Annotated in this window: 19 protein-coding genes; 7 read left to right on the top strand and 12 right to left on the bottom strand. The window is 70.8% G+C overall.

Annotation, left to right across the window (positions count from 1 at the left end):
- Positions 1-127: 127 nt before the first annotated feature.
- Genes AB0K21_RS18095 through AB0K21_RS18115 form a run of 5 tightly spaced genes read right to left on the bottom strand, consistent with a single transcriptional unit; the run spans position 128 to position 5,138 of the window.
- A complete protein-coding gene (locus AB0K21_RS18095) occupies positions 128-1,594 on the bottom strand; it encodes a hypothetical protein (RefSeq protein ID WP_364151183.1) in 1,467 nt (488 codons plus the stop codon).
- Positions 1,591-2,313: an ABC transporter ATP-binding protein gene (locus AB0K21_RS18100; RefSeq protein ID WP_364151186.1), complete on the bottom strand. Its 723-nt coding sequence runs from the start codon at positions 2,311-2,313 to the stop codon at positions 1,591-1,593. Before AB0K21_RS18100 ends, AB0K21_RS18095 begins: the two co-directional genes overlap by 4 nt.
- Positions 2,310-3,143, bottom strand: coding sequence for an ABC transporter permease (locus tag AB0K21_RS18105; RefSeq protein WP_343977351.1), 834 nt, complete (start codon positions 3,141-3,143; stop codon positions 2,310-2,312). Before AB0K21_RS18105 ends, AB0K21_RS18100 begins: the two co-directional genes overlap by 4 nt.
- Entirely contained in the window at positions 3,140-4,156 is a 1,017-nt protein-coding gene (locus AB0K21_RS18110) for an ABC transporter substrate-binding protein (RefSeq protein ID WP_364151190.1), read from the bottom strand. The genes AB0K21_RS18105 and AB0K21_RS18110 overlap by 4 nt, the downstream gene beginning before the upstream one ends.
- Positions 4,149-5,138, bottom strand: coding sequence for an ABC transporter substrate-binding protein (locus tag AB0K21_RS18115; RefSeq protein WP_343977345.1), 990 nt, complete (start codon positions 5,136-5,138; stop codon positions 4,149-4,151). Before AB0K21_RS18115 ends, AB0K21_RS18110 begins: the two co-directional genes overlap by 8 nt.
- A gap of 126 nt (positions 5,139-5,264) precedes the next feature.
- On the opposite strand from AB0K21_RS18115, the gene AB0K21_RS18120 reads away from it, so the two are divergent.
- Both AB0K21_RS18120 and AB0K21_RS18125 read left to right on the top strand, forming a co-directional pair.
- Complete coding sequence (locus tag AB0K21_RS18120; protein ID WP_343977343.1) at positions 5,265-6,041, top strand: IclR family transcriptional regulator; 777 nt, start codon at positions 5,265-5,267, stop codon at positions 6,039-6,041.
- Positions 6,042-6,198: 157 nt separating this feature from the next.
- Complete coding sequence (locus AB0K21_RS18125) at positions 6,199-9,420, top strand: penicillin acylase family protein (protein WP_343977340.1); 3,222 nt, start codon at positions 6,199-6,201, stop codon at positions 9,418-9,420.
- Between the two features lie 66 nt (positions 9,421-9,486).
- On the opposite strand, the gene AB0K21_RS18130 is transcribed toward AB0K21_RS18125, so the two are convergent.
- From AB0K21_RS18130 to AB0K21_RS18140, 3 genes are read right to left on the bottom strand one after another with little or no spacing between them, the layout of a single operon-like run.
- A complete protein-coding gene (locus tag AB0K21_RS18130; RefSeq protein ID WP_343977337.1) occupies positions 9,487-11,055 on the bottom strand; it encodes an IucA/IucC family protein in 1,569 nt (522 codons plus the stop codon).
- On the bottom strand, positions 11,052-12,758 hold the full coding sequence (locus AB0K21_RS18135; protein ID WP_364151197.1) for an IucA/IucC family protein: 1,707 nt from the start codon (positions 12,756-12,758) through the stop codon (positions 11,052-11,054). Before AB0K21_RS18135 ends, AB0K21_RS18130 begins: the two co-directional genes overlap by 4 nt.
- Positions 12,743-13,900, bottom strand: a complete 1,158-nt coding sequence (locus tag AB0K21_RS18140) for a siderophore biosynthesis protein (protein WP_343977331.1) — start codon at positions 13,898-13,900, stop codon at positions 12,743-12,745. The genes AB0K21_RS18135 and AB0K21_RS18140 overlap by 16 nt, the downstream gene beginning before the upstream one ends.
- A gap of 223 nt (positions 13,901-14,123) precedes the next feature.
- On the opposite strand from AB0K21_RS18140, the gene nudC reads away from it, so the two are divergent.
- Complete coding sequence (gene nudC / locus AB0K21_RS18145; RefSeq protein ID WP_364151201.1) at positions 14,124-15,095, top strand: NAD(+) diphosphatase; 972 nt, start codon at positions 14,124-14,126, stop codon at positions 15,093-15,095.
- Between the two features lie 253 nt (positions 15,096-15,348).
- On the opposite strand, the gene AB0K21_RS18150 is transcribed toward nudC, so the two are convergent.
- Together AB0K21_RS18150 and AB0K21_RS18155 are read right to left on the bottom strand one after the other, a co-directional pair.
- A complete protein-coding gene (locus tag AB0K21_RS18150; protein ID WP_343977326.1) occupies positions 15,349-15,603 on the bottom strand; it encodes a mycoredoxin in 255 nt (84 codons plus the stop codon).
- Between the two features lie 58 nt (positions 15,604-15,661).
- A complete protein-coding gene (locus AB0K21_RS18155) occupies positions 15,662-16,654 on the bottom strand; it encodes an alpha/beta hydrolase (RefSeq protein ID WP_364151205.1) in 993 nt (330 codons plus the stop codon).
- Between the two features lie 176 nt (positions 16,655-16,830).
- On the opposite strand from AB0K21_RS18155, the gene AB0K21_RS18160 reads away from it, so the two are divergent.
- The 4 genes from AB0K21_RS18160 to AB0K21_RS18175 all read left to right on the top strand — a co-directional run bounded on the left by AB0K21_RS18160 (position 16,831) and on the right by AB0K21_RS18175 (position 20,568).
- Positions 16,831-18,894 carry an ATP-dependent DNA helicase UvrD2 gene (locus tag AB0K21_RS18160; RefSeq protein WP_343977320.1) on the top strand — a complete coding sequence of 688 codons (2,064 nt, stop codon included), beginning with the start codon at positions 16,831-16,833 and terminating at the stop codon, positions 18,892-18,894.
- Complete coding sequence (gene tesB, locus AB0K21_RS18165) at positions 18,891-19,757, top strand: acyl-CoA thioesterase II (RefSeq protein WP_343977317.1); 867 nt, start codon at positions 18,891-18,893, stop codon at positions 19,755-19,757. The genes AB0K21_RS18160 and tesB overlap by 4 nt, the downstream gene beginning before the upstream one ends.
- A 115-nt stretch (positions 19,758-19,872) precedes the next feature.
- Positions 19,873-20,172, top strand: a complete 300-nt coding sequence (locus AB0K21_RS18170) for a hypothetical protein (RefSeq protein WP_343977313.1) — start codon at positions 19,873-19,875, stop codon at positions 20,170-20,172.
- Positions 20,173-20,298: 126 nt separating this feature from the next.
- Positions 20,299-20,568 (top strand): WhiB family transcriptional regulator, encoded by a 270-nt coding sequence (locus AB0K21_RS18175; protein WP_030910441.1) that lies wholly within the window; start codon positions 20,299-20,301, stop codon positions 20,566-20,568.
- Between the two features lie 530 nt (positions 20,569-21,098).
- Here AB0K21_RS18175 and AB0K21_RS18180 read toward each other — a convergent pair.
- Positions 21,099-22,436: an AarF/UbiB family protein gene (locus AB0K21_RS18180; protein WP_343977308.1), complete on the bottom strand. Its 1,338-nt coding sequence runs from the start codon at positions 22,434-22,436 to the stop codon at positions 21,099-21,101.
- 65 nt (positions 22,437-22,501) lie between these two features.
- Positions 22,502-23,602: a ThiF family adenylyltransferase gene (locus AB0K21_RS18185; RefSeq protein ID WP_343977305.1), complete on the bottom strand. Its 1,101-nt coding sequence runs from the start codon at positions 23,600-23,602 to the stop codon at positions 22,502-22,504.
- Positions 23,603-23,655: the final 53 nt, after the last annotated feature.

Genomic DNA, 23,655 nt, shown 5'->3' on the forward strand with positions numbered 1-23,655 from the left:
GAGTGGAACGCCGTGCGTCCGTGGCACCGTGCCCGGGGAAACGTCGTGTGCCCATGCCACTGTGCCGGGGCGCCGTGCTGTGTGGGAGCGTTCTCGCGGACTGGCCGGAATCGATGGGACAGCCATGTCAGATCTTTCCTAGAGGCTCGGTGGAGACGGGAAAGGGCCGCGCGGGGAGGGTGAACTCCTGCCCGGTCTCCTTCAGGAACTCGGGCGGCGGTGGGTAGCGCGGGGGAGTCGCGTCGGCGGGCAGCAGGCTGTGCCAGGGTTCCCGCGCGTCGAACTCGTCCCGGATCGCCGCCAGCGTCTCCGGTTGCTCGACCAGGGCGACCGCGCCGGCCGCCAGGTAGCGGGCGGCGGCCAGCAGTCCCTGGTGGGCGATGTTCGTGCCGGTCGACGCGGTGGCCGCCCAGGAGTGGAGCGGTACGCCGAGCGGCACCACGGGGGCGACCAGGCTGAGGTGCGGGGCCTGCCAGCCGACCTCGGAGGTGTCGCTGGACGGGCCGCCGAGGTCGGTCTCCGGCGGCGGGGTGAGCGGTGCGATCCCGGCCGCGAGCCCGATCCGCGGCCTGCCGATCGCGGCCTGGAGACGGAGGGCGAACTCGTGGTCTGAGTCGGTGAACCGGGCGGGACCCAGCTCGGACATGGTGTGATGCAGCAGCTCGGCCCCGGCCCGGTTGCCGAGCCCCTGCCGGATCGCGGTCACCAGGCGGTGCTCCAGCCGGGTCCGGCCGGCCGTGGCGGCCGCCCCGGCGCACTCGACGACCTTGTCGTACAGGGTCCTGGCGCGTTCGTGGGTCGCCTCGCGGACGTAGACCCAGACCGTCTGCACGTCGGGTGTCACGTTCGGGGCGCCGCCCCCGCTGAGGGTGTAGCTCACCCGGCCGGACGGCGAGACGTTCGCGGCGCGCAGGTGCTCGATCATGGTGGTCAGCAGCAGGGCGCCGTCCAGGCCGCTCCTGGTGCCCAGTGGGTCGGACCCGTGCCCGGCCGAGCCGAGGAAGGTGAAGGTCCCGGAGATCAGCGCGCTGGTGACGTCCCAACCGGTCGCCGTGACAGGGGCCGGATGCCAGTCCAGGAAGACGTCGAGCCCGTCGTAGGCGCCGTCGCGTACCGCGTACGCCTTGCCGACCAGTTGTTCCTCGCCGGTGGAGGCAAAGACCCGCACGGTCGCGCGGTCGCCGAGCGCGACGGCGGCGGCGATGGCCGCGCCCGCCGACGCCGCCGCCAGCGCGTTGTGCCCGCAGCCGTGCCCCGGACCGTACCCGGGGCCGTAGAGCGGGTCGCCCGCGTAGCCGATCGGGTCGTGGTACGGCACGCCCGCGCGCTGGGACAGGCCGGGCAGCGCGTCGTACTCCACGTTGAACCCGAGCACGGGGCCGCGCCCGCCGCGGGTGGCGACGAAGGCCGCGGGGAATCCGGCGGTGCCCCACTCGATCGCGAAGCCGTACGAGCGGAGCAGGTCCGCGGTGGCCGATGCCGAGCGCCACTCGCGGAGCGACGGTTCGGCGTACGACCAGATGGTGTCCGACAGGCCGGTCAGCACGGGCTCGTTCGCACCGATCCAGTTCAGCGCGGCTTTCTCCGTGCTCACCGCGCCACTCCCACGTGTCCGGGCTCCTTGGCGGAGACCCCGAGGTCGGCGAGCAGGCGGCGGCGGAGCGCCACGAAGTCGCCGTCCACCCGGTCGCGGGGGCGGTCCAGCTCGACGGTCAGGTCGGTGACGAACGCGCCGTCGCGGAGCACGATGATCCGGTCGGCGAGCAGGATGGCCTCCTCGACGTCGTGGGTGACCAGCACCACGGCGGGGCGATGCCTGGCGCACAGTTCGGCGATCAGGTCCTGCATGTGCAGCCTGGTCAGCGCGTCGAGCGCGGCGAACGGCTCGTCGAGCAGCAGCAGTTCGGGCTCGCGGACCAGGGCGCGGGCCAGCGCGACCCGCTGCGCCTCGCCGCCGGACAGTGTCGCGGGCCAGGCGTCGGCGTGGCCGCTCAGGCCCACCTCGGCGAGTGCCGCCAGGCCCTTGGCGCGGGCGCCGCGGCCCTGCCCGAGGATCACGTTGGCCAGCGCGCGCTTGGAGGGGATCAGCCGAGGCTCCTGGAAGACGACGGTCCGCACCGGCGGGACCAGCACGGTCCCGCTCGTGGCGGCGTCCAGCCCGGCGAGGATCCGCAGCAGCGTCGTCTTGCCGGTGCCGCTGGCACCGAGCAGCGCGAGGAACTCACCGCGCCGTACCCGCAGGTCGATCCCGTCCAGTACGGCGCGGTCACCGAAGACCCTGCGCAGGTCCGTGGTCTGTACGGCCAGGCTCATCGGGCCGCCACCGCCTTCCGCCATGGCATGGTGAACCGCTCGGCCAGCCGGAGGATGACGTCGGCGGTCAGCCCGATCAGCGCGTAGAGGATGACGCAGAGGGCGAGGATGTCGGTGCGCAGGTAGTCGGTGGCCCTGGCCATCAGGTACCCCAGACCGGCGGTGACGTTGATCTCCTCGGCGGCGATCAGCGCGACCACGCTGAGCGTGGTCGACAGCCGCAGCCCGGCGAAGATCGAGGGCAGCGCGCCCGGCAGCACCACCTCCCTGGCGAGAGCGAGGCGGCCGAGCCCGAACGAGCGGGCGGCCTCCACGACCTTGCGGTCGACGTTGCGCACCCCGCTGGAGACGTTGATGTACATCGGGAAGGTGCAGGCCACGCTGATCAGCAGGATCTTGGAGGTCTCCTCGATCCCGAACCAGACCATGAACAGCGAGGTCAGCGCCAGGAACGGGATGGCACGCAGCGCCTGCATGGAGGAGTCGAGAAGCTCCTCGCCGAGCCTGCTCAGCCCGGACAGCACCCCGATGACCAGCCCGGCGGAGGCGCCGAGCAGCAGGCCGAGGCCGGCGCGGGTGAGCGAGACGCCCAGTGCCTCCTGCATCTGCCCGTCGGCCCACAGTTCGCCGAAGGTGCCGGCCACCTCCTGCGGACCGGCCAGCACGTCCGGGGTGATCACCCCTGATGCGGTTCCCGCGTACCAGAGCCCGACGAGCAGGACCGGGCCGAGGACGCGCAGGGTCAGGCTCGCCGCCGGATGGCGGCCGGTGTTCCTGGGCGGGTCCGGCGGGACGAGCCCCGCCGTTTCCTGTCCGGTCAGGACCGTCATGAGGCCGCGTCCGGCAGTGCGGTGACGTCGACGACGTACTGGGAGACGTCCAGCGGGGCGGTGAGGACCTTCTGGTCGAGGAAGAACGTGGCGACCTCCTGGTACTTGGCGATCTCGGTGGCGGTCACCGGCTGGGCGGGCTTGCCCTGCTTCTGGATCTGGACCACCAGGTCCTGCTGGGCGCCGGTCACGGCCTGCGGCCCGGCGGAGGTGAAGACGTTGAGGTAGGCCGCCGGGTCGGCGTTCTCCTTGGCGGTGCCCTCCTCGATGAACGCGTACAGCGCCTTCAGCACCTCGGGGTGCTTGTCGATCAGGGTGTTGGCGGCGACGTAGATGACGTAGTTGTCCGACTCGATCTCCGCCCCGCTGGCCAGGATGCGGGCGTCCAGGCTGGTCACGGCCGGGATGAGGAAGGTGGAGAAGGTCGACCAGGCGTCCACCTTGCCGGAGCCGAAGACCGGCGCCGTCTGCGGCGGGGCCAGGTAGACCCGCTTGACCTTCTCGACCGGCACGTTGAACGTCTGCAGTGCCTTGAGGAGCAGGTACTCGCTGGTGCCGCCGTGGCCGACCGCCACGGTGTGTCCGGCGAGGTCGGCCACGGACCTGATCGGGGAGTCCTTCTTGACCACGATCCCCTCGCCCGCGAGGTCCGGCGGGACGGTGGCGAAGATCTTGAAGCTGGGCTTGACGGCCAGCGCCGTGACGCCCGAGGTGATCGAGCCGACGGCGATGTCGAGCGACCCGGCGTTGATGGCCTGCGCCGCCGGAGCGAAGACGGAGAAGTCGCCGGCCCACTGGACCTTCGCGTTCACCTTGGCCAGGGCGGCGTCGAGGCTGCCGTCCTTCTTCGCCACCGCCAGGAAGCCGCTGTTGCCCGGATCGGAGATCCGCACCACCACCGGCTCGGTCTTGGCGTCCGGCGCGGCGGCGGCCGAGGTGTCCGCCGAGGGAGTGGTGCCGCACGCGACCAGCAGGGCGAGGGGGAGCGCGGCGGCCAGGGCGAGTCTACGCATGGGATTCTCCGTGGGATCGGGCATTGGCGAGCGGGGTGTGGTCGGCCCAGGTGGTGACGTCCACCGCCGACTCCAGGAAGCCGTGGCCGCGCAGGAACCGCTCCTGCTCGGCGAGCAACTCCAGGCGCTCCGCGGACAGGTCGAAGTGGAGGGAGGCGCCGGAGTGGTAGGCGCCGGCCACTCCCGCCGAGCCCGCGCCGGTCTCGGCGCCCAGGATCCTGGTGACGTCGGCCGGGTGGTCCGCGGCCCAGTCGGCCGCCCGCAGCAGCACCGCGAGGAACCGGGTGACCAGGTCGGGGCGCTCGTCGAGCAGCCGCTGGTGGACGGTGATGGGGCGCGGCGTCCCGTTGTTGATTCGCGCGCGCCGGTCGGGAACGGCGTCGAGGTCGACCGCCACCTCGGCGCTGTGGCGCAGGGCCGCCTCGACGGCGAGCGCGCCCTTGACGTAGACCGCGTCGACCTCGCCGCGGGCCAGGGCGGCCAGCTCGGCCTCCCACTGCCCGCCGCCCGGGGTGGCCTCGACGTCCACCGGGTCCGCGTCGCCCAGGTCGAGTCCGGCCAGGGAGAGTGCACCCCGGAAGCCCTGCAGCGCCATGGCCCGCCAGAAGTCGATGGCGAGGCGGTGCCGGGGGACGGCCAGACGTAGCCCCTTGAGCTGCTCCGGGCTCTGCAGACCACTGCCGCCGCGGACCAGGATGACCTGGCGCTCCTCGATCCAGGTCAGGCCGATGAGCCGGGTGGCCTCGCCGCGCGAGCGGGCCCAGAGCGCGGGGACGTTCCCGCCCTCGCGGAACAGGCCGGTCAGCTCGTGGGTGAAGTGGTGGTCGGCGGAGACGTCGGCCGTCGCGTCCTGCAGGGACCGGACGCCGATCCCGTCGGGTGCGAACTCCTCGGTGAGCCAGCCCTGGTCGGCGGCGACACCGGTCGCGGTGGGCACCGGACACCGGGTGAACCAGATCGTGTCTGGTGCGGCTGTGGTCATGCGGAAGAGTTTGCTAGTAAATTGGTAGGAAATGCAAAGTATGTCCCGCGATGCGGGATGCCTTTTCCCCTTCAACTGCTTCTACCTGCTCATATCCCTCCCTATCGGAGAGAAGGAGATTCCCGTATGGCGGCATCGAGTCGCGCGGACGGTGTCCAGTCGGTCCTGCGGGCGGTCGGGATACTCAACTGCTTCCGCGAGGGCGAGCCCGCGCTGACCGTCTCGGAGCTCGCCCGGCGGACGGGCCTGTCCACCTCCACCGCGCACCGGCTGGCTCGCAGCCTGCTCGACACCGGATTCCTGGAGCAGGACGTCGAGACCGCCTGCTACCGGCTGGGCCCTTCGATCACCGAACTGGGCCAGCTCTCCTTCCATCGGCGCGGCCTGCACAAGGTCGCCCCCGAGCTGGGGCAACTCGCCCGGGTCACCTCGGCCACCGTGGATCTGGCGGTCCGCAACGGCCCGCACGCGGTCATCCTGGTCGGAGGGTCCCTCAACCCCGATCGGGGAATCGGCCTGCACCGCCCGCTCCACTCGACGGCGCTCGGCAAGGTCCTGCTCGCCTGGGCGCCGCCGGGGAACGGCGACCTCGCCGCGCTCGGCCCGCTCCAGGCCCAGACCCAGCGGACGATCATCGATCATGCCGCCCTCCGTGCCGAGCTGGACCAGGTGCGCCAGAGCGGCCACGCGCTCAACGACGGAGAGTCCTCGGAGGGCGTCCGCACCGTCGCGGTCCCCGTGCTGGACCGCGCCGACCACGCCCGCTACGCCCTCGCGGTACGGGCCACGCCCCGGCTCATCGGTGACACGCGGATCCCCTGGTTCGTCAAGCAGGCCCGTGCCTGCGCCCGCGTCCTGGAGGTGCTCCTGCTGCCTCCCGCCGAACGCCGCTGGCACTCGTGATCCGGCGATGACGGCGTCCCCGGCTCCGACCGGCAGCACTGACGGCCAGTCATGAACCGGAGCCGACGATTATCACATCGGCCATTGATTCGCTGTTGGTCGGGAACGTATGTTCCTCTCAACATCCGAGTACGCCTCATGTTTTAGGGACTCTCCTATGCATGCACGCCTCAGGCGGACGATCACGGCGGCCTCCGCGCTGCTGATGGCCCTCGCGCTGACATCCCCCCTCGTACCGGCATCCGCATCCGTACCGACGTCCGCGGTCACCGCCGCGGCGGCCTACCCTCCCGACGACTACTGCCTCGGCGAGTGCGCGGACATCCTGCCCCCGGGCCAGAACGGCAACGCGACCCTGGCCGGGATCCTCGCCCACCAGTCACTGGGGACGAAGCCCAAGCACAGTGACGACCAGCTCGGCAAGTACGCCAACCTCCTCTCCGGCTACACCGGCCTGACAGACGACCAGATCGCCGGCTTCTTCAACGACGCCTCGTTCGGTGTCCCGGAGGGGCAGGTGGAGAGCACCATCAGCCCTCGCTCGGACGTGACGATCGTCCGGGACAAGGCGACCGGCACCCCGCACATCACCGGGACCACCCGCGAGGGCACGATGTTCGGCGCCGGGTACGCGGGCGCGCAGAACCGCCTCTGGGTGATGGACCTGATGCGGCACGTCGGCCGGGGCGAGCTGACCTCGTTCGCCGGGGGCGCGCCGGGCAACCGGGAGCTGGAGCAGAGCGCCTGGCGCAACGCCCCGTACACCGAGGCGGACCTGCAGGCGCAGATCACCAGGCTGAGGAACGCGAGCCCCCGGGGCGCGCAGCTCTACACCGACGTCGAGCACTACATAGCCGGCGTCAACGCCTACATCGACACCTGCATGGCGAACCGGGACTGCCCCGGTGAGTACGTGCTGACCGGGCACATGGACGCGATCACCAACGCGGGCGGTCCGGTGAAGTTCACCATGACCGACCTGGTGGCGATCTCCGGTGTCATCGGCGGCCTGTTCGGCGGTGGCGGCGGCGCGGAGATGCAGTCCGCACTGGTCCGGGTCGCGTCCCGCGCCAAGTACGGCACGGCGGTCGGCGACCAGGTCTGGGCGGCGTTCCGCGCGCAGAACGACCCGGAGACGACGCTCACCCTGCACAACGGCCAGAGCTTCCCGTCCGGGGCCGCGCCCGCCGGGGCCACCGGGGTCGTCCTCCCCGACCCGTCCACCGCACCGGTGAACATCGTCGAGAACAAGAAGGGCTCGGCCACCACCCCGGCCTCGGCCCTGACCGCCAAGGGCATGCTGGACGGGCTGCTCGTCGACAACTCCCAGCCCGGCATGTCCAACGCCGTGGTGGTCTCGGCGGCCAAGTCGAAGACCGGGCACCCGGTCGCGGTGTTCGGCCCGCAGACCGGCTACTTCGCCCCCCAGCTGCTGATGCTCCAGGAGCTCTCCGGACCCGGCATCCGGGCGCGCGGCGCGGCCTTCGCCGGTCTCAACCTGTACGTGCTGCTCGGCCGGGGCACCGACTACGCCTGGAGCGCGACCTCCAGCGGCCAGGACATCACCGACACCTACGCCCTACAGCTCTGCGAGCCCGGCGGCGGCGCGGCCACCGTCGCGTCGAACCACTACCTCTACCGGGGCGTCTGCACCGCGATGGAGACGCTGCGCAAGACCAACTCCTGGAAGCCCACGGTCGCCGACTCCACCCCCGCCGGCTCGTACGACCTGGTGATACAGCGCACCAAGTACGGGCTGGTGAGCTGGCGCGGCACGGTCGGCGGGCAGCCCACCGCCTTCACCGCGCTGCGGTCGACGTACCACCACGAGGTCGACTCGGCGATCGGCTTCCAGATGTTCAACGACCCGGCCACCATGGGCGACGCGACGGCCTTCAAGAACTCGGCCGCCACCATCGGCTTCGCGTTCAACTGGTTCTACGTCAACTCCACCGACTCGGCGTACTTCATGTCGGGCAACACCCCGGTCAGGTCCTCGGTCTCCGACCCGAACCTGCCGATGGTCGCCGACGCGGCCCACGAGTGGGCGGGCTACGACCCGGCGACCAACACCGCGACCTACACCGCCGCCGCCACCCACCCGCAGGCGGTCAACCAGGACTACTTCGTCAGCTGGAACAACAAGCAGGCCAAGGACTACGGCGCCGCGGACGGCAACTTCAGCTTCGGGCCGGTGCACCGGGCCGACCTGCTGGACGCCCCGGTCAAGGCGGCCCTGGCCGGAGGCGGCAAGCTCGACCGGGCCGGCACCGCGAAGATCATGGCCGAGGCCGGCGTGACCGACCTGCGGGGCAGGAAGGTGCTGCCCGACCTGCTCCGGGTGATCAACAGCGCCGCCGTCACCGACCCGGCCCTCGCCTCGGCGGTCACCAAGCTCTCCGCCTGGAGCACCTCGGGCTCCAAGCGGCTGGAGACCTCGCAGGGCAGCAAGGCGTACGCCCATGCCGACGCGATCCGCGCGTTCGACGCGTGGTGGCCCAAGCTGGTCCGTGCGCAGTTCAAGCCGGGGCTGGGAGACGGTCTGTACCAGTCGCTGGTCGACACCCTGCAGATCAACGAGTCTCCCTCGGGTCTCCAGCAGGGCGACAGGTCCAGCCTGCCCACCTCCGCGAACGGGGCGCAGACGCACAAGGGCTCGGCCTTCCAGTACGGCTGGTGGGGCTATGTGAGCAAGGACGTCAGGAACGTGCTCGGTGACCAGGTCTCCGGCCCGCTGCCCGCCAAGTACTGCGGCGACGGCACGGTGGCGGGCTGCCGCACCGTCCTGCTGAACAGCCTGTCGGAGGCGCTCGCCGAGCCCGCGGCGACGACCTACCCGGGAGACGACGTGTGCGCGGCGGGCAACCAGTGGTGCGCCGACGCCGTCGAGCAGTCGCCGCTCGGCGGGATCACGCACTCGCTGATCTCCTGGCAGAACCGGCCGACCTACCAGCAGGTGTTGTCCTTCCCGGCCCGCAGGGGCGACGCGATCACCAACCTGGCGGAGGGGCGGACGGCCAGGTCGTCGAGCAACCAGTCCTCCTCCTACCCGGCGAGCAGGGGCGTTGACGGCAACCCGACGACCCGCTGGTCGAGCTCGTCCAGCGACAACCAGTACCTCCAGGTCGACCTCGGTTCCGCCACGACCGTGGGCAGGGTCATCCTGCGCTGGGAGGCGGCCTACGGGGCCGCGTACTCGATCCAGACCTCGACCGACGGCTCCACCTGGGCCACCGTCTACTCCACCACCACCGGAAACGGCGGTGTGGACAACGTGACGTTCACCCCGACCACCGCCCGCCACGTCCGCATGCAGGGCGTCACGCGCGGGACGACGTACGGCTACTCCCTCTACGAGCTGGAGGTCTACCCCCGATAGGCACGCCCGGAGGATCCGGCTCCCCGCTGTCACGCCGGGAGCCGGCTCCTCCGGGGCGGCACTCGCTCAGAGCGCGGCCAGCGGGTTGGCGACCGGCACGTACCCCGCGGCGCGGTCCGCCGACCGCGCCCACCTGACCGACAGGTTGGCCTTGGCCGGCAGCGGCGCCCCCGCCAGCAGGTCCGACAGTGGATCCGACAATGGCCGGGGCCACCCCCGCGACTCCGCGTACCCCGCCAGGACCTGCCCGGCCACCGCCCACAGCTCCCGCGCGGGCCCGGCCCCGGAAAGGGAGGCGGCGATCTCGGCGAGATGGTTGACCATCAGGCAGTAGACCACCCGGCTCCAGCCGGCCTCCGCGTCGTAGGTGAGGGCCTCGGCGACCCGGGCCGGCAGGCCGGACAGGTCGTGCCGTCCGGCGACGAGCTTCGTGCCCTCCATGTCGCGGAAGACCGCCTCCACCGGGAGTCCCTCCGCGTCCACCCCGATCAGCACGTTCTGCAGGTGAGGTTCGAGCACCACGCCGTGGCCGAGGTAGGCGTCGAGCACCGGCAGCGCCACCCGCTCCACGTACGCCCGCCACCAGCGCACCGGGTCGGCGGCCGTCACCTGCCGCCCGGCGGCCAGCGCGCCGCTCAGCAGGGGGGTCACCCCGGGCCTGCAGACCGACCACGGGCTGACCCGGACGATGACGCCGAGTCCCTCGAGCAGCCGGGTGCCCAGCTCGGCGGAGCGGTAGCCGGGCTCGGGCAGCCAGCGGGTGCCGGGGAAGGTCGCGGACAGCTCCGCGAACACCGGCCCGAGGCGGCGGCTCAGCTCGACCGCGCCCGCCAGCTCGTACCAGGAGTTCTTCCGCAGGCAGTTGGTGATCCGCACGTCCAGGCTGAACTTCAGGCATCGGTCGATCAACGGCTCGTAGACGGTACGGACCGACGAGGTGGGAACCGCCATCCGGGCGCCGTTTCCCAGATCGAGCAGCCGGCCGTCGGCCAGTGGTGCGGCCAGGTCGGCCGAGAGCAGCTCCAGCTGCCACGGGTGCGCGGGCAGCAGCGAGTAACCGGGCGGCGCCGCGCCGAGCGCGTCGAGCGAGCCGACCTCGCCCGCCTCCGCCAGCACGTCGTCCCTGACCCCGAGCAGTCGCAGCGGGAAGCTCGCGTGCGCCTCGGGCGCGTAGCGCAGCCAGCCCGCGCCGCCGCGTGCCTTCGGACTGGGGTGGAACGGGTGCCCGAAGACCAGCGCCTGCTCCGAGGCCAGCCACGGGTCGGCGGGGGGAGGCGCGTCCCGCCGAGCCGCGAGCAGCGTCACCATGGCGTCCCTGCTCGCGGCCACCTGGGCGGCGAACTCGTCGTTGCCCTCACCGAGCTCGGCCTCCACCAGCCGGACGAGCCGGTCCGCCGAGAGCGGCTGCCAGGAGTCGTTCTCCAGCCACTCGGCCCGCCCCTCGAAGCGCAGCGCGAGCCCGCCGTGCGCGCGGGCCCGCAGCAGGGTGTCCGCGACACGCAGCAGCACGTACGGCTGGTCGTGCCTGACCTGCCCGCGAGGTCCCGAGATCTCCCGCACGCAGCAGCGCAGCAGCGCCGCCAGTGAAGCCTCCTCGGCGACGGCTGCGGGGGAGTCGAGGGCGAGGCTGGTCATGGCGTCCTTCCGGTGGTCGCGGCCGGTGTGGCCTGGGGCTGCTGGCGGAGGTAGTTCGGCCCGCTCGTGCCGTAGAACTTGTTCACATCCCGTGCGCCGGTGCGCGCCTTGTCCACCAGGGTTCCGGCGGTGACCATCGACTTGCCGACGAGCCTGGCGGCATCCAGGGTCCTGGCCCGCAGCAGCCGGGCCATCGGGTCCTCCCCGTACTCGTCGAGCGCTCCGGCGAGCGCGTCGCGGACCAGCTCGAAGGCCCGCGGCGACGGCAGCGCGCCGAACGCCACGGCGGCGGCCGCCAGGTGCAGGGTGATGGTCACGAACATGTCGGCGAGCGCGTGCGGGTCGTCGGTCAGCATCCGCGCGTCCGTGAAGTCCGGGACCGGGAGACCGGCGCCTCCCAGCAGGCCGGGTGAGGTCAGCAATCCGTCGTTGTCCTTGACGAGCAGCCGCATGACACCTTCGCCCGTGGTCTCGGTGTCGAACACCAGTGAGAGGTTCTGCTGGTGGGCCTCGAGCGCGGTGCCGTACCTGACGAAGAGCCGCACGTGGAAGCGGAACAGCACCCGCAGGTACCGGGCGAGCAGAGCGGCGACGTCCCCGCCGAACCGTCGTCCGGCGAGACCCTCCACGACCAGACCGCCTCCGGGCAGCGGCGCCGCCAGCGCCGCGACGGGGACCACCTCCCCGGCGGGCTGGCGGCGCAGCAGCCAGCCCAGATACTCGTGCCCGGCGTGCCCGTACGTCTGCTCGTCGGCCAGCAGCACCTCGGGATCGGGCATGGCCCGCAGCAGCAGCTCGGCCCGCGCCCCGTCGGCCAGCGTGTCGGGCTTGATCGACCTGCGGTTGCGCAGCCCGAGGGTACTGGTGGTCAGCGGCAGCTTCAGGTGCGTGCCCGGAGCGATCTCGACGGTGCGCATCGACAGCGTGGGCCTGACCCTCAGATACGGCCGAGGGGCCACGGTCGCCCACGGGATCTCCTCGACGCGGGGGACCGTCAGCGGGTGCACGGGGAACAGCGCGTGCGTCTCGGCCAGACCCCCCGCCAGCCCGACGGCACGGAACCCGGGTGCCCCCGGCAGCTCGGCCCCGGTGAGCCGCTCCCGGGGAACCGCGGCCCAGCGCAGCTCGAAGGCGGGCGCGAACTCCGGCGCGTACGCGGTCAGCTCCTCGTCGGACAGGCCGATCCGGCACCGGGCCGTCGGATAGACGGGGTGATCGACGAACGCGGCCAGCGTCTCGTACCACACGCTGTCGCGTCCGCCACCGGTTCCCGCCGTGCCCGTGGTGGCGGGGTGCGCGGTGGCGGCCAGTCTGGTGAGCACCTCTTCGCGGTGGAGGTCGTGGAGGTCGAGGGCGCGCAGCGCCTCGTGGCACTCCCTGGTGAACGACTCGACCCCGGCCGCGTCGGCGGGGTCGGAGACCTCCCGCAGCGTGTGCAGGACCTCCCACAGCCAGAGCGCCTCCTGCGGGGCCGCGACGAAGTCCTGGAACAGCGAGCCGGGGACCAGCCGCACCCGCCTGCCCCCGGGCAGGACCAGCGCGACGCCGTCCTTGCCGTGGGTCACCCGCCTGGCCAGGCCACCGTAGTCCTCGCGCAGCAGCGCGTTCAGCACCCGGACGGCGAGGTACGACTCCCGCCCGCGCACCGAACCTCCGCCGATCCCGGAGCCGTCCACGGTTCCCCGGCTCACGCGATCACCCACGGGTTCTCCGCCCTGAAGGCCGCGACGGCGGCGTCCACGCCCGCCCGGTCGGGCCCGGTCGCGCGGACGATGCCCAGATAGTCGCGGTTGGTGTTGCTCCGGTCGATCCGATCGCCCACGGCGCGCAGCGGCCGGTGCCAGATCCGGACCGGGTCGCCGGAGGCGGGGACGACGGTCCCGGGAGCCTCCACCACGGTACCCGAGCGATCGGCGACCAGGCTCAGCGCGGTCCCGTGCTCCCGCACCGGGGCGAGGTCCGCCGGCCCCATTCCGAGATGTGTGCCGAGGACGAGCTCGAACAGGGGCGCCTGGAGCAGGCCGGCCAGCAGGAAGTCGCAGTGGTCGCCGATCACCCGGTAGTTGACCTCGACGATCCGCGGTCCGGCCGGGGTCATCACGTACTCGGTGTGGCAGGCCCCGAACCCCACCCGGAGTGCCTCCAGGGCCCGCAGCACGTGGTCGCGGCCGGGAGGCGGCTCCCAGTCGAGCCGTTCCTCCACGAAGTGCGGCAGCGGTCCGAGAGTGGTGCGGAAACCGCCGAGCACCCTGATCCGCTCGCCGTCGCCGAGCGTCTCCATCGTGTGCAGGGGGCCGTCGAGATACTCCTCCACGACCAGCGTCTCGGCCGGCCGCCTGTCCCTGATGGACAGGACGGCCGCCGCGAGCTCGTCCGCGTCGTGGACCAGCACGACGTCCTCGCTGGCCACGCCCTCGCGCGGTTTCACGACCGCGGGGAAGGGCACGTCCGCGACCGGCGGATCGGCCGGTGCCAGCCGCGCGGCACGGACGGTCTCGACCCCGGCCGCGGCCAGCCGCCGCCGGGTGAGCGCCTTGTTCTTGGTGTCGACACAGGCCCGCCAGTCCTTGCCGGGGAGTCCGAAGTAGGCGGCGGCGAGCGCGGTCTCCGCCTGGATGTGGTCGGAGTTCGAGAAGATCGCGTCCGGGACGCGGTGGTGCGCGACGGTGTCGATCACCGCCCGCGCGTCGCGCACGTCGCAACGGAGCACCTCCGCTCCGTGGTCGCGGTACTGTTCCGGCCGGTCGGTGAGGATCGTGACCTCGCACCCGAGTGCGCGTGCCGCCGGGAGGAAGCCGTCGGTGACCGAGTCTGTCGGTTTCAGCGCGGTGAGGTACAGCCGCAATGCAGGGACCCCCGATATCAGGTAAGGCTAACCTAACTCGGTGCATCCTAGCGGGACGGAGATCATCGCGCCGGGATGATCGGTCTATTGACCGTATATGTCCGTGTCGTCAAAAGATGGGGTCTTTTCTGGATGGCCTCCGGCCAGGGGTGACGCCGTCGGCCCGATGCGGCTCCGTGTTCCGGCGGCGTAATATGTGCCTCGTTTGGGGAGGCGGAACGGCGTGGAGATCGCTGCACAAGAAGGACTTCTGGGGCCGCTGCTGCTTGCGCGCAGCGCCATCGACAGGTCGGCGGTGCTCCGCGGTGACGCCGAGTGGCTGGAGCGGGCCTGGGCGGACGCCGCGACCAGGGTCGTGGTCGTCGACGACGGGCAGGCGCTGATCCGGCGCAACGGCGAAGACGCGGAGCTGGTCCTGCTGTCCACCGCCGACGCTCCCGAGGGAGAGCGTTACCTGCTCGGTCTCGACGCGGAGGGCATCGCCTACTTCGCCGTGGCGGCGTCGCCGGCCACCCGTCCCGGTTCCTTCAACCGGATCGTCTCCCCGCTCGACCCCTCGGAACTGGGTGAGGGGCAGACCGTCACCGCCGGGTTGCGCCAGGTGGGATCGTTGCTGGGGGATCTGGACGCCGGACTGCTGGTGTACGCGGTCGCCCTGGAGGCGTGGCACTCCACCCACGAGTACTGTCCCCGGTGCGGGAGCCGCACCGAGGTACGGGCCGGCGGGCATGTGCGCGTCTGTCCCAAGGACGACAGTCAGCACTTTCCCCGGGTCGACCCCGCGGTGATCATGCTGATCCACGATGACGACGACAGGTGCCTGCTGGCCAGAGGACCGCAGTGGCCCGAGGGGCGGCTGTCGGTGCTGGCCGGTTTCGTCGAGCCGGGCGAGTCGCTGGAGCAGGCCGTGGCGCGCGAGGTGTCCGAGGAGGTCGGCGTGCGGGTCGCCGACGCGCGCTACATGGGCAGCCAGCCCTGGCCGTTCCCGCGCAGCCTGATGCTCGGCTTCTTCGCGCGGGCCACGTCGACGGAGTTCGTCCTCGACTCCGAGGAGATCGCCGAGGCCCACTGGTTCAGCCGTGCCGAACTGCTGGCCGCGATGGAGAGCGGTGAGGTGCGCCTGCCGTCGGAGGTGTCGATCGCCCGCAGGCTCATCGAGACCTGGTACGGCGCGCCGCTGACCGGCGACTGGTGAAGGCGCCCGCCGCCGTGGTGTCCGCCGTACGCCACGGGCGCTGACGGATCCGGCGGCCGGGACCGCACGGGCTCGGCAGACGACGGTGCCGACCGCCTCGACGAGCCAGGGCCGGCTGACCGGGCGGGGCAGACGCGGGCGCACTCCATGTGCCGGTACGTACGCGATGGAGCCCGTACCGGTATGCGGGGCCCTGGCATGTGGGAGCCCCGGTTCTCGGTGGAACCGGGGCTCGGGTGGTGCGGGGGGACGGTTACACGCCCGCCCCCGCCAGGATGCGCTTGACCTCGATCACCGAGGGGTTGGTCCTGACGATCCGGCCGGTGGGGGAGTCGACCACGACGGTGGGCACGACCTGGTTGCCGTTGTTGACGCTCATGACGAACGTGGCCGCGTCCGGATCGCTCTCGATGTCGACCTCGTTGTAGGAGATGCCCTCGCGGCTGAGCTGGCTCTTCAACCGCTTGCAGGGGCCGCACCAGGTGGTGGTGTACACAGTCAGCGCCATGTCGTGAAAAATCCCCTCATGTGATGTCCGGCGCCATTGGCAACAAAGCGAGAGTCCTTCATCTTCCCGATGTGAGAAGCTTCTCCGTGACCCACTGCTGGACCCGCTCCGCCACGCCGGGCAACCGGTAAAGAGGCGCGCTGTGCTCGATGCCCTGCTCGGTCAGCACCGTCACCGGCACGCCGACCTGCTGCAGGTGCTCCTTGAGTTGCTTGCTGTGCTCCGCCGACACGAACTCGTCCGACGAGTGCACGATCAGCATGGGCGCGTCGCCACGGCTCGCGTGCCACGGCACCTCCATGCTGGCCCACACCCTGGCGCACTTGCCGGTGGGCTCGCAGCCCCCGGCGAGCTTGATGGCTGAATCACGCAGTTTGCGCTTGTTCGGGTCGAGGCTGTCGATGCCCTCGGTGTACGCGGTGAGCGGGGAGATCACCGGAGAGATGCCGACCACGCCGCGCAGGCCGGGCAGTCGGCTCTTGTAGGTACCGACGGCGGTGGCCAGATGGCCTCCGGCGGAGAAGCCGACGACCACGTAGTTGTTCGGGTCGAAGGACCAGCGCGCCGCGTGCCGCCGCGCGGTGGCGATGGCACCGAAGGTGTCGGTGCGCTGGGCCGGCCAGGAGGCGTCGCCGGAGAGACGGTAGTTGATGTTGAAGACCACGTAGCCCTGCTCGGCGTAGCTACGGCTCACCTCGGTCATGTACTTCTTGTCACCCGAGGACCACCAGCCGCCGTGGACCAGGAAGACGCCCGGCCGCTTCAGCTCGTCGGGCTGGTACCAGACGTCCATGCGCTGGCGCACGTGCCGGCCGTAGGCCACGGTTTCGACAAGGGTGCCCTGGGCCAGCGGTGCGGCCTCCGTGCTCGGAGACGGAGACGGAGACGGAGACGGGGTCGGAGGCGGCGTCGGGGTGGCCTTACCCGTCTCCCCGCCGCCGATCCGGGTCGGTGCTGAGATCGCGTATGCAGGCGCGGTCGTGTCCACCACCGCGGGTCCAACCATCGCCGCCGCCAGAGCGAGCGCACCCACGGTTACCCAACTTCGCACGGGCCTCTTCCTTCCCCGGAACCAGTCGCACCCCATTGTGGGGCAAAAGGCGCACTTTATGCATCTCGGTGATCGATACAGGTTGAAGGCGGCATGTTGCCAGAATGAGCAAGGTTTGGCCAGAGCCTGGGAGGATGTTGCGGCCCGGTCCGTTCGACTGCTTGTAAGGAGGCTCTGTGAGGCCCGACGACATTCTGGCGGCGCTGGATCCAGAGCAGCGTGAGGTGGCCGAAGCCGTCCGGGGACCGGTCTGCGTCCTTGCCGGCGCGGGGACGGGCAAGACCCGTGCCATCACCCATCGCATCGCGCACGCCGTCCGCAACGGGGTGGTCGACGCCCAGGGAGTGCTGGCGGTGACGTTCACCACACGCGCGGCCGGTGAGCTCAGGCAGCGGTTGCGCCAGCTCGGCGCGCCGGGCGTGCAGGCGCGCACCTTCCACGCCGCCGCGCTGCGCCAGCTCACCTACTTCTGGCCGCGGGTCATCGGTGGCGACCCGCCCAGGGTGATCGAGTCGAAGCTGCCGCTGCTGGTCGACGCCTGCCGCTCCCTGCGTAAGAACCACGAGCGCTCGGAACTGCGCGACATCGCCTCTGAGATCGAGTGGGCCAAGGTCACCCAGATCGGCCCCGAAGACTACGCGGAGGCCGCGAAGAAGGCCGGCCGGACCTCGCCCGTACCGGCCGAGGAGGTCTCCCGGCTCTACGAGATGTACGAGACCCTCCGTCGCGACCGGCACCTGGTCGACTTCGAGACCATCCTGGAGCTCACCGCGGCCGTGATGACCGAGCACCGCGAGGTGGCAGGCGAGATCCGCAGGCAGTACCGCTACTTCGTGGTCGACGAGTACCAGGACGTCAACCCGTTGCAGAAGCTGCTGCTCGACACCTGGCTCGGCGGACGCGACGACCTGTGCGTGGTCGGCGACCCCAACCAGACGATCTACTCCTTCACCGGGGCCACACCCCGCTACCTGACGGGTTTCTCGGTCGAGTACCCCAACGCCACCGTGATCAAGCTGGTCCGTGACTACCGCTCCACCCCCCAGGTCGTCTCCCTGGCCAACCGGGTGCTCGACAGGGCGAGGACCCCGCACAAGCTCGCCCTGATCGCCCAGCGTCCGGACGGCCCCGAACCGGTTTTCGCCGAGTACGACGACGAGACCGCCGAGGCGGAGGGAGTGGCGCGGGCGGTGCGGAAACTCGTCACCGGCGGTGTGCCGACCCGCGAGATCGCCGTGCTGTTCCGGGTCAACGCCCAGTCCGAGGCGTACGAGCAGGCATTCAGCAAGGCCGGCCTGCCGTACGTGCTGCGCGGCGCCGACCGGTTCTTCGAGCGTCCCGAGGTCCGCCAGGCGGTCGTGCTGCTGCGCGGCGCCGCACGCTCCGCCGAGCCCGGCGACACGCTCGCCTTGACCGTGCACCACATCCTGTCCGGCATCGGGCTGACCCCCGAGCCACCCGGCGGAGGCAAGGCCCGCGAGAAGTGGGAGTCGCTGAAGGCCTTGGCCGACCTCGCCGAGGACCTCGCCGCCGCGGGCGCGGACCTGCCCGCCTTCGTCGCGGAGCTGGAGCGCCGGGCCAGTGAGCAGCACGCGCCGCCGGTCGAGGGGGTCACCCTCGCCTCGCTGCACGCGGCCAAGGGCCTGGAGTGGGACGCGGTCTTCCTTGTCGGCGTCACCGAGGGCATGCTGCCGATCATCTACGCGGAGACCCCTGAGCAGATCGAGGAGGAACGTCGCCTCCTGTACGTGGGCGTCACCCGCGCCCGCGCCCACCTGGGGGTGTCGTGGGCGCTGGCGCGCTCGCCGGGAGGTCGACGCTCCCGCAAACCCTCCCGATTCCTGGACGGGCTGACCGGTCGCGCCACGCAGCGGAGCCGCACACCCGCGGCGGCTGATCGCCGCGTGGTCGCCGCACCGATCAGCTGCCGGGTCTGTGGGAAGACCCTGATGGCCGCCGCCGAGCAGAAGCTCGGCAGGTGTGCCGCCTGTCCCGCGGACTACGACGAGGCACTGCTCGAAGCGCTGAAGGCATGGCGTACCGGAGTCTCGAAGAAGGAGAAGCTCCCGCAGTGGGCGGTCTTCACCGACGTCACCCTCCAGGCCATCGCCGAGCGGGCGCCGGTCTCCGAACAGGACCTGTTGGCGATCGCGGGAATCGGGCGCGTCAAACTTGAGCGTTACGGTGAAGCGGTGCTCGAACTGTGCCGTTCCACCGCACACCATACGGAGGGCGCGTGAACGAGGCGTTAAAGGAGCTCCTGGACCTGCTCGACCTGGAGCAGATCGAGCTCGACATCTTCAGGGGACGCAGTCCCGAGGAGCGTATCCAGCGTGTCTTCGGCGGTCAGGTGGCCGCGCAAGCCCTGGTCGCCGCGGGGCGAACGGTGCCCGAGGGCCGCGACGTCCACTCGTTGCACGCCTATTTCATCCGCCCGGGAGACCCGGCCATCCCGATCGTCTACAACGTGGAGCGGGTCCGTGACGGCCGCTCCTTCACCACCCGGCGGGTGGTGGCCATCCAGCACGGCAAGGCGATATTCACCATGTCGGCCTCCTTCCACGTGCAGGAGACCGGCGTCGAGCACCAGGCGGCCACGATGCCCCAGGTGATCGGTCCTGAGGAACTGCCGTCCTACCGGGACCGGATGCTCCAGATCGTGGGGACGAACTCACTGATGCGTGAGTGGGCGTCCAGGCCCCGGCCGGTGGACGCCCGCTATGTGACTCCGCTCACCTGGGAGGCCCATCGCGACCCGGAGCTTCGGGGTTCAAACACCAACGTGTGGTTCCGTTATGAGGCGGAGCTGCCCGACGACCCGCTGCTGCACGTGGTGCTCGCCGCCTACGCCTCCGACTTCACCCTGGTCGACACCGTGCTGCTGGCCCACGGCCTGGCCTGGGGCGCCTCCAATGTCTCCGGCGCCTCGCTGGACCACGCGATGTGGTTCCACCGCCCCATCCGGGTGGACGAGTGGGTGCTCTATGCTCAGGAGTCCCCGTGGTCGGGAGCGGCTCGCGGGCTCGCCAAGGGCGAGATGTTCACCCGGTCCGGGGAACTGGCCGTGTCGGTAGTGCAGGAAGCGATGATCCGCGTGAGATAGTCGCAAAGCCGCAGGTAGAAAATATGTTGCCCGCTCCGGTGGCCCGGGTTTAGGGTCATGGTCAAGCAAGTCGGACGTTCCTGTCCGACGATCCACGAATGGAGGTGAGTCCGCTGTGAAGAACATCCTGATGTCGTCCCAGATGGGGCTCGCTTCCGTGCGCCGTAACACCGAACTGCCCTGCGGCAGCCAGGTCTCCCTCGCCCGTGGCGCGGCAGCCCCGGTTCTGCAGGACAAGCCTGCCCGCTTCTGGGTCGAGGCCAACCGCCAGGCCGCTTCGATCGCCTTCGCGGCGACAGAGGCCCCGGCTGTCCCGACCCTTGTGGGCGGCGGCTACGCAGCAACGACCAAGCACATCGGAAACGGTGGACTGCGCGGTCCGCAACCCTGGAGGCATCCTCCGGTCATAATCTGACCGAGGAAAGAGCCTTCAGGCCGCGGATCCGCACCAGGATCCGCGGCCTTCTTGTTTGTCCGCGTCATTCCTGACCCCCACCCAAGAGGTAGCCGAAGATCAACACCTAACTGAGAGGTGAAACAGATGGGGGCCCAGACGGTCATGGACCTGATCGACGAAGCCACAATCCCCTGTCGTACCGACCCTGACCTGTGGTTCGCCGAGTCTCCGGAGGACGTGGAGTTCGCCAAGGCGCTCTGCGGAGGCTGCCCGATCCGCCAGGCCTGCCTGGCCCGCGCGCTGGAGCGTGAGGAGCCATGGGGAGTCTGGGGCGGCGAGCTCGTTCTGCGGGGGGCGATCGTCCCCCGGAAGCGCCCGCGCGGACGTCCGCGCAAGAACCCGGTCGCGGCCTGAACAATCCGGTCATCGCCCAGACCACCGAGAACTCGATCAACCAGAAATCACACGTTCCCGAAAGGACCACTCCGATGAGCTACTTCAACACCACGGGGCTCGACCTGCCGTCTATGCAAGAAGAACTGGTACGTGACCGAATACGGACCCTCCACCGTGAGGCGGAGGAGCATCGCAGGGCCGCCGGGCTTCAACGTCTCCAACGAGCCCAACGTGGTGCGGAACGCGCGTCGGCGCGTTTGCGCACCGCGCTCCTGCGCCTCGTCTGATCCATGAGGATCGGCGGCGACGCATAGCGGAGGCACAGCGGAACACGGCAGATGAATGAGGGGTGACCCGCTCCGGCGGGTCGCCTCTCACGCGTCTCGGCTATCCACCCTTCACGGTGCTCTCGCCGGGTCGCCGGCTACGCGTTTCGCCGAGGTCGCCCTTCAGGGGTCTCGCCAGGTCGTTACCCATGCGATTCGGCGGGTCGCCTCTCACGGGTCTCGGCGAACCGCCCCTTACGCGTCTCGCCGGGCCGTCTCCGGTCAGGCGCTGGCGAGGGTGGGCTCTCCGGTGTCCTCGTCGGCGAATCCGGGGACCCAGCGGATGACCTCCTGGCGGAAACGGGCGGTGGCGCCGAGCTGGCAGAGCACGCCGATTCCCGCCGTGTGCACCCGATGGATGAGGACGTACGACACGGGCAGGTTGAGCTGGCGCACCACGTTGTTCGGACGCAGGTCGGTGGCCATGGCGGCCTGCTGTTGGAGCCACTCCCTGCTGAAGGAGAACTCCTCCACGGAGGTCGGCTCGACGTAGGGGGCAAGGAACGCCCGCAGGGCCTCGGTGTCGACCTCGATGTGCGGGCGGATGAACCCCTCGTCGCGCAGGCCCCGGACCACGGTCTCCATGTCGCCGTTGTTGAAGATGCGGGTCAGCTTCCCGAAGAGCGGCGGGTATCCGTCGGGCAGCCGGTTGACCGCGCCGAAGTCGAGCACGCACATCCTGCCGTCGTCGAGGATCCGGAAGTTGCCCGGATGGGGGTCGGCGTGGAGCATGCCCAGCCGGGCCGGTGAGGAGAACAGGAACCGGACGAGCTGGAGCCCGGCCCGATCGCGCTCCTCCTGGGTGCCGTCGGTGATGACCCGCGACAGCGGGGTGGCGTCGACCCATTCGGAGACGAGCACCTGCTCGTTGGCGGCGATGACGTCCGGGATCAGGAAGTCGGGGTCGTCCTTGAACTCCTGGGCGAAGGCGTGCTGCGCCTCGGCCTCGCGCAGGTAGTCGAGCTCCTCGATCACCCGCTCGCGCAGCTCGTTCAGGACCGCCTTGATGTCGAGACCCGGCAGTAGCACCCCGAAGAGCTTGCCGAGCCTGGCCAGCTGGGTGAAGTCGGAGAGCAGGGCCTTTCCCGCCCCTGGATACTGGATCTTGACCGCGACCGTTCGGCCGTCGTGCCAGACCGCCTTGTGCACCTGCCCGATCGAGGCGGCCGCGGTGGGCTTGTCGTCGAATGACTGGAAGTTCTCCCGCCAGTCGTCCCCCAACTGCTCGACGAGAACCTTGTGCACGGTCGCGGTGGGGAGCGGCGGAGCCGCGTCCTGGAGCTTGGTCAGGGTCGCGCGGTAGGGGCCGGCGATCTCGGCGGGCAGCGCCGCCTCGAAGATGGACAGCGCCTGGCCGAGCTTCATCGCCCCGCCCTTGAGCTCTCCGAGAACCTTGAAGATCTGCTCGGCGGTGCGTTCCTGGATCTCCTGGGCGACGATCTCGGCCGACTTGCCGCCGATCCGTTTTCCGAGACCGAGAGCGGTACGACCGGCGAACCCGATGGGAAGGGCCGCCAGCTTTGCAGAGCGCGCAACGGCGCGACGCGGAAGGTCACTCACCTCGGTTAGCGGCGTGTCCCCCGTTACAGCGAGACGCCGCTCCCTCCCTTCGCTGTGCTTGTCCGTCAGCGGCAGGTAGCCGACGCGACCATTGTTAGCGAACCCAACTCGTTTCGGAAGCAACGACATTGAGGATGAACACTCCAGGATCGCCTTTTCCACGTCCAATCTGGCAATACTTCCATTGTGCTGTTCGTCACAACGGGTTCACGGCCGTCTATCCAAGCAAGCGCATGACCGGTGGCCGATGCCGCTACCAGCGCGGACAGCGCCGTCCCGCACGCGATCTCCCCTGCGGGGAAGCCGCCCAGGCACGCACTGACAATGGGCCAGCCGGGGTCGCGATCGCGTCGCGTCAAATCTAGACAGTGCAGGCATGTGCTCCGTCCAGGTAGCACCAGCGGACCGACCGAACCGAAGGCCTCGAAGGCGGTTGCCAGCAAATGTGGGATTCCCCACTCGACGAGTTCCCTGACCAGGAGGCCGTCCAGGGGCACCACCGGAGCGAGCACCGCCAGGTCGGGGGGCCCGGCCCCGTCGGCGGGTCGGGCGGCGCCGTCGCCGGTCGACGCCGTGAGGCCGGGTGCCAGCCTCCTGGCCACCGCGACCGCACCGTCCTGTCTGCTCATCCCGACCTCCGTCCAGCCGAGCCCGCCGGGGACGACATCCCGCCGCCGGGTCGTACCGGGATCGACGACGCAGATGTGGCCGACCCCTGAGGCGGCGAGCAGGGCGACGACCTGCGCGCCCACCCGGCCCGCGCCGTAGACCCGCACCCGGGCCCGCTGCCTGCGCTCCAGCACGGCAAGCCCTCCGTCGACCGTGCCGGGGGAAAGGGAGAGCGCGTCCAGATCGGGCTGGAGCCGGTCGCGCTCGGCCAGCGTCAGCGCGCGCAGCGGGCCCGGACCCGCCGCCGCGTCGTCCACCACACCCCGGCTGACCAGCAGATCGAGCAGGGTCCGGCCGCGCTCCTCGTCGAGACCCGCCTCGGTGGCGCCGGCCAGCACGCCCGCGAGATCCCTTACGCCGTCGAGACTCTCCACCCAGCGGCGGACCTCCGGTTCCAGATCGCTCAGCACAACCGCGTGCCGGGGATGCAGGCCGAACTGCAGGGTGCGCCGATCACGGGCGACGCGGCGCAGCGCGGGCTTCAGGCGTGGTCGCATCAAGGGACCTTTCCTCGAAGGAGGCAGCCTGCGGGAGAGCCGGTGAACAGGCT

Source organism: Streptosporangium sp. NPDC049248, assembly GCF_040678965.1.
Classification (GTDB): Bacteria; Actinomycetota; Actinomycetes; order Streptosporangiales; family Streptosporangiaceae; genus Streptosporangium; species Streptosporangium fukuiense.

Excerpts from the sequence above, each read along its gene's own strand:
- AB0K21_RS18100 (WP_364151186.1), bottom strand. The coding sequence starts at position 2,313 with ATGAGCCTGGCCGTACAGACCACGGACCTGCGCAGGGTCTTCGGTGAC.
- AB0K21_RS18105 (WP_343977351.1), bottom strand. The coding sequence starts at position 3,143 with ATGACGGTCCTGACCGGACAGGAAACGGCGGGGCTCGTCCCGCCGGAC.
- AB0K21_RS18110 (WP_364151190.1), bottom strand. The coding sequence starts at position 4,156 with ATGCGTAGACTCGCCCTGGCCGCCGCGCTCCCCCTCGCCCTGCTGGTC.
- AB0K21_RS18115 (WP_343977345.1), bottom strand. The coding sequence starts at position 5,138 with ATGACCACAGCCGCACCAGACACGATCTGGTTCACCCGGTGTCCGGTG.
- AB0K21_RS18120 (WP_343977343.1), top strand. The coding sequence starts at position 5,265 with ATGGCGGCATCGAGTCGCGCGGACGGTGTCCAGTCGGTCCTGCGGGCG.
- AB0K21_RS18125 (WP_343977340.1), top strand. The coding sequence starts at position 6,199 with ATGCATGCACGCCTCAGGCGGACGATCACGGCGGCCTCCGCGCTGCTG.
- AB0K21_RS18130 (WP_343977337.1), bottom strand. The coding sequence starts at position 11,055 with ATGACCAGCCTCGCCCTCGACTCCCCCGCAGCCGTCGCCGAGGAGGCT.
- AB0K21_RS18150 (WP_343977326.1), bottom strand. The coding sequence starts at position 15,603 with ATGGCGCTGACTGTGTACACCACCACCTGGTGCGGCCCCTGCAAGCGG.
- AB0K21_RS18175 (WP_030910441.1), top strand. The coding sequence starts at position 20,299 with ATGGGGGCCCAGACGGTCATGGACCTGATCGACGAAGCCACAATCCCC.
- AB0K21_RS18185 (WP_343977305.1), bottom strand. The coding sequence starts at position 23,602 with ATGCGACCACGCCTGAAGCCCGCGCTGCGCCGCGTCGCCCGTGATCGG.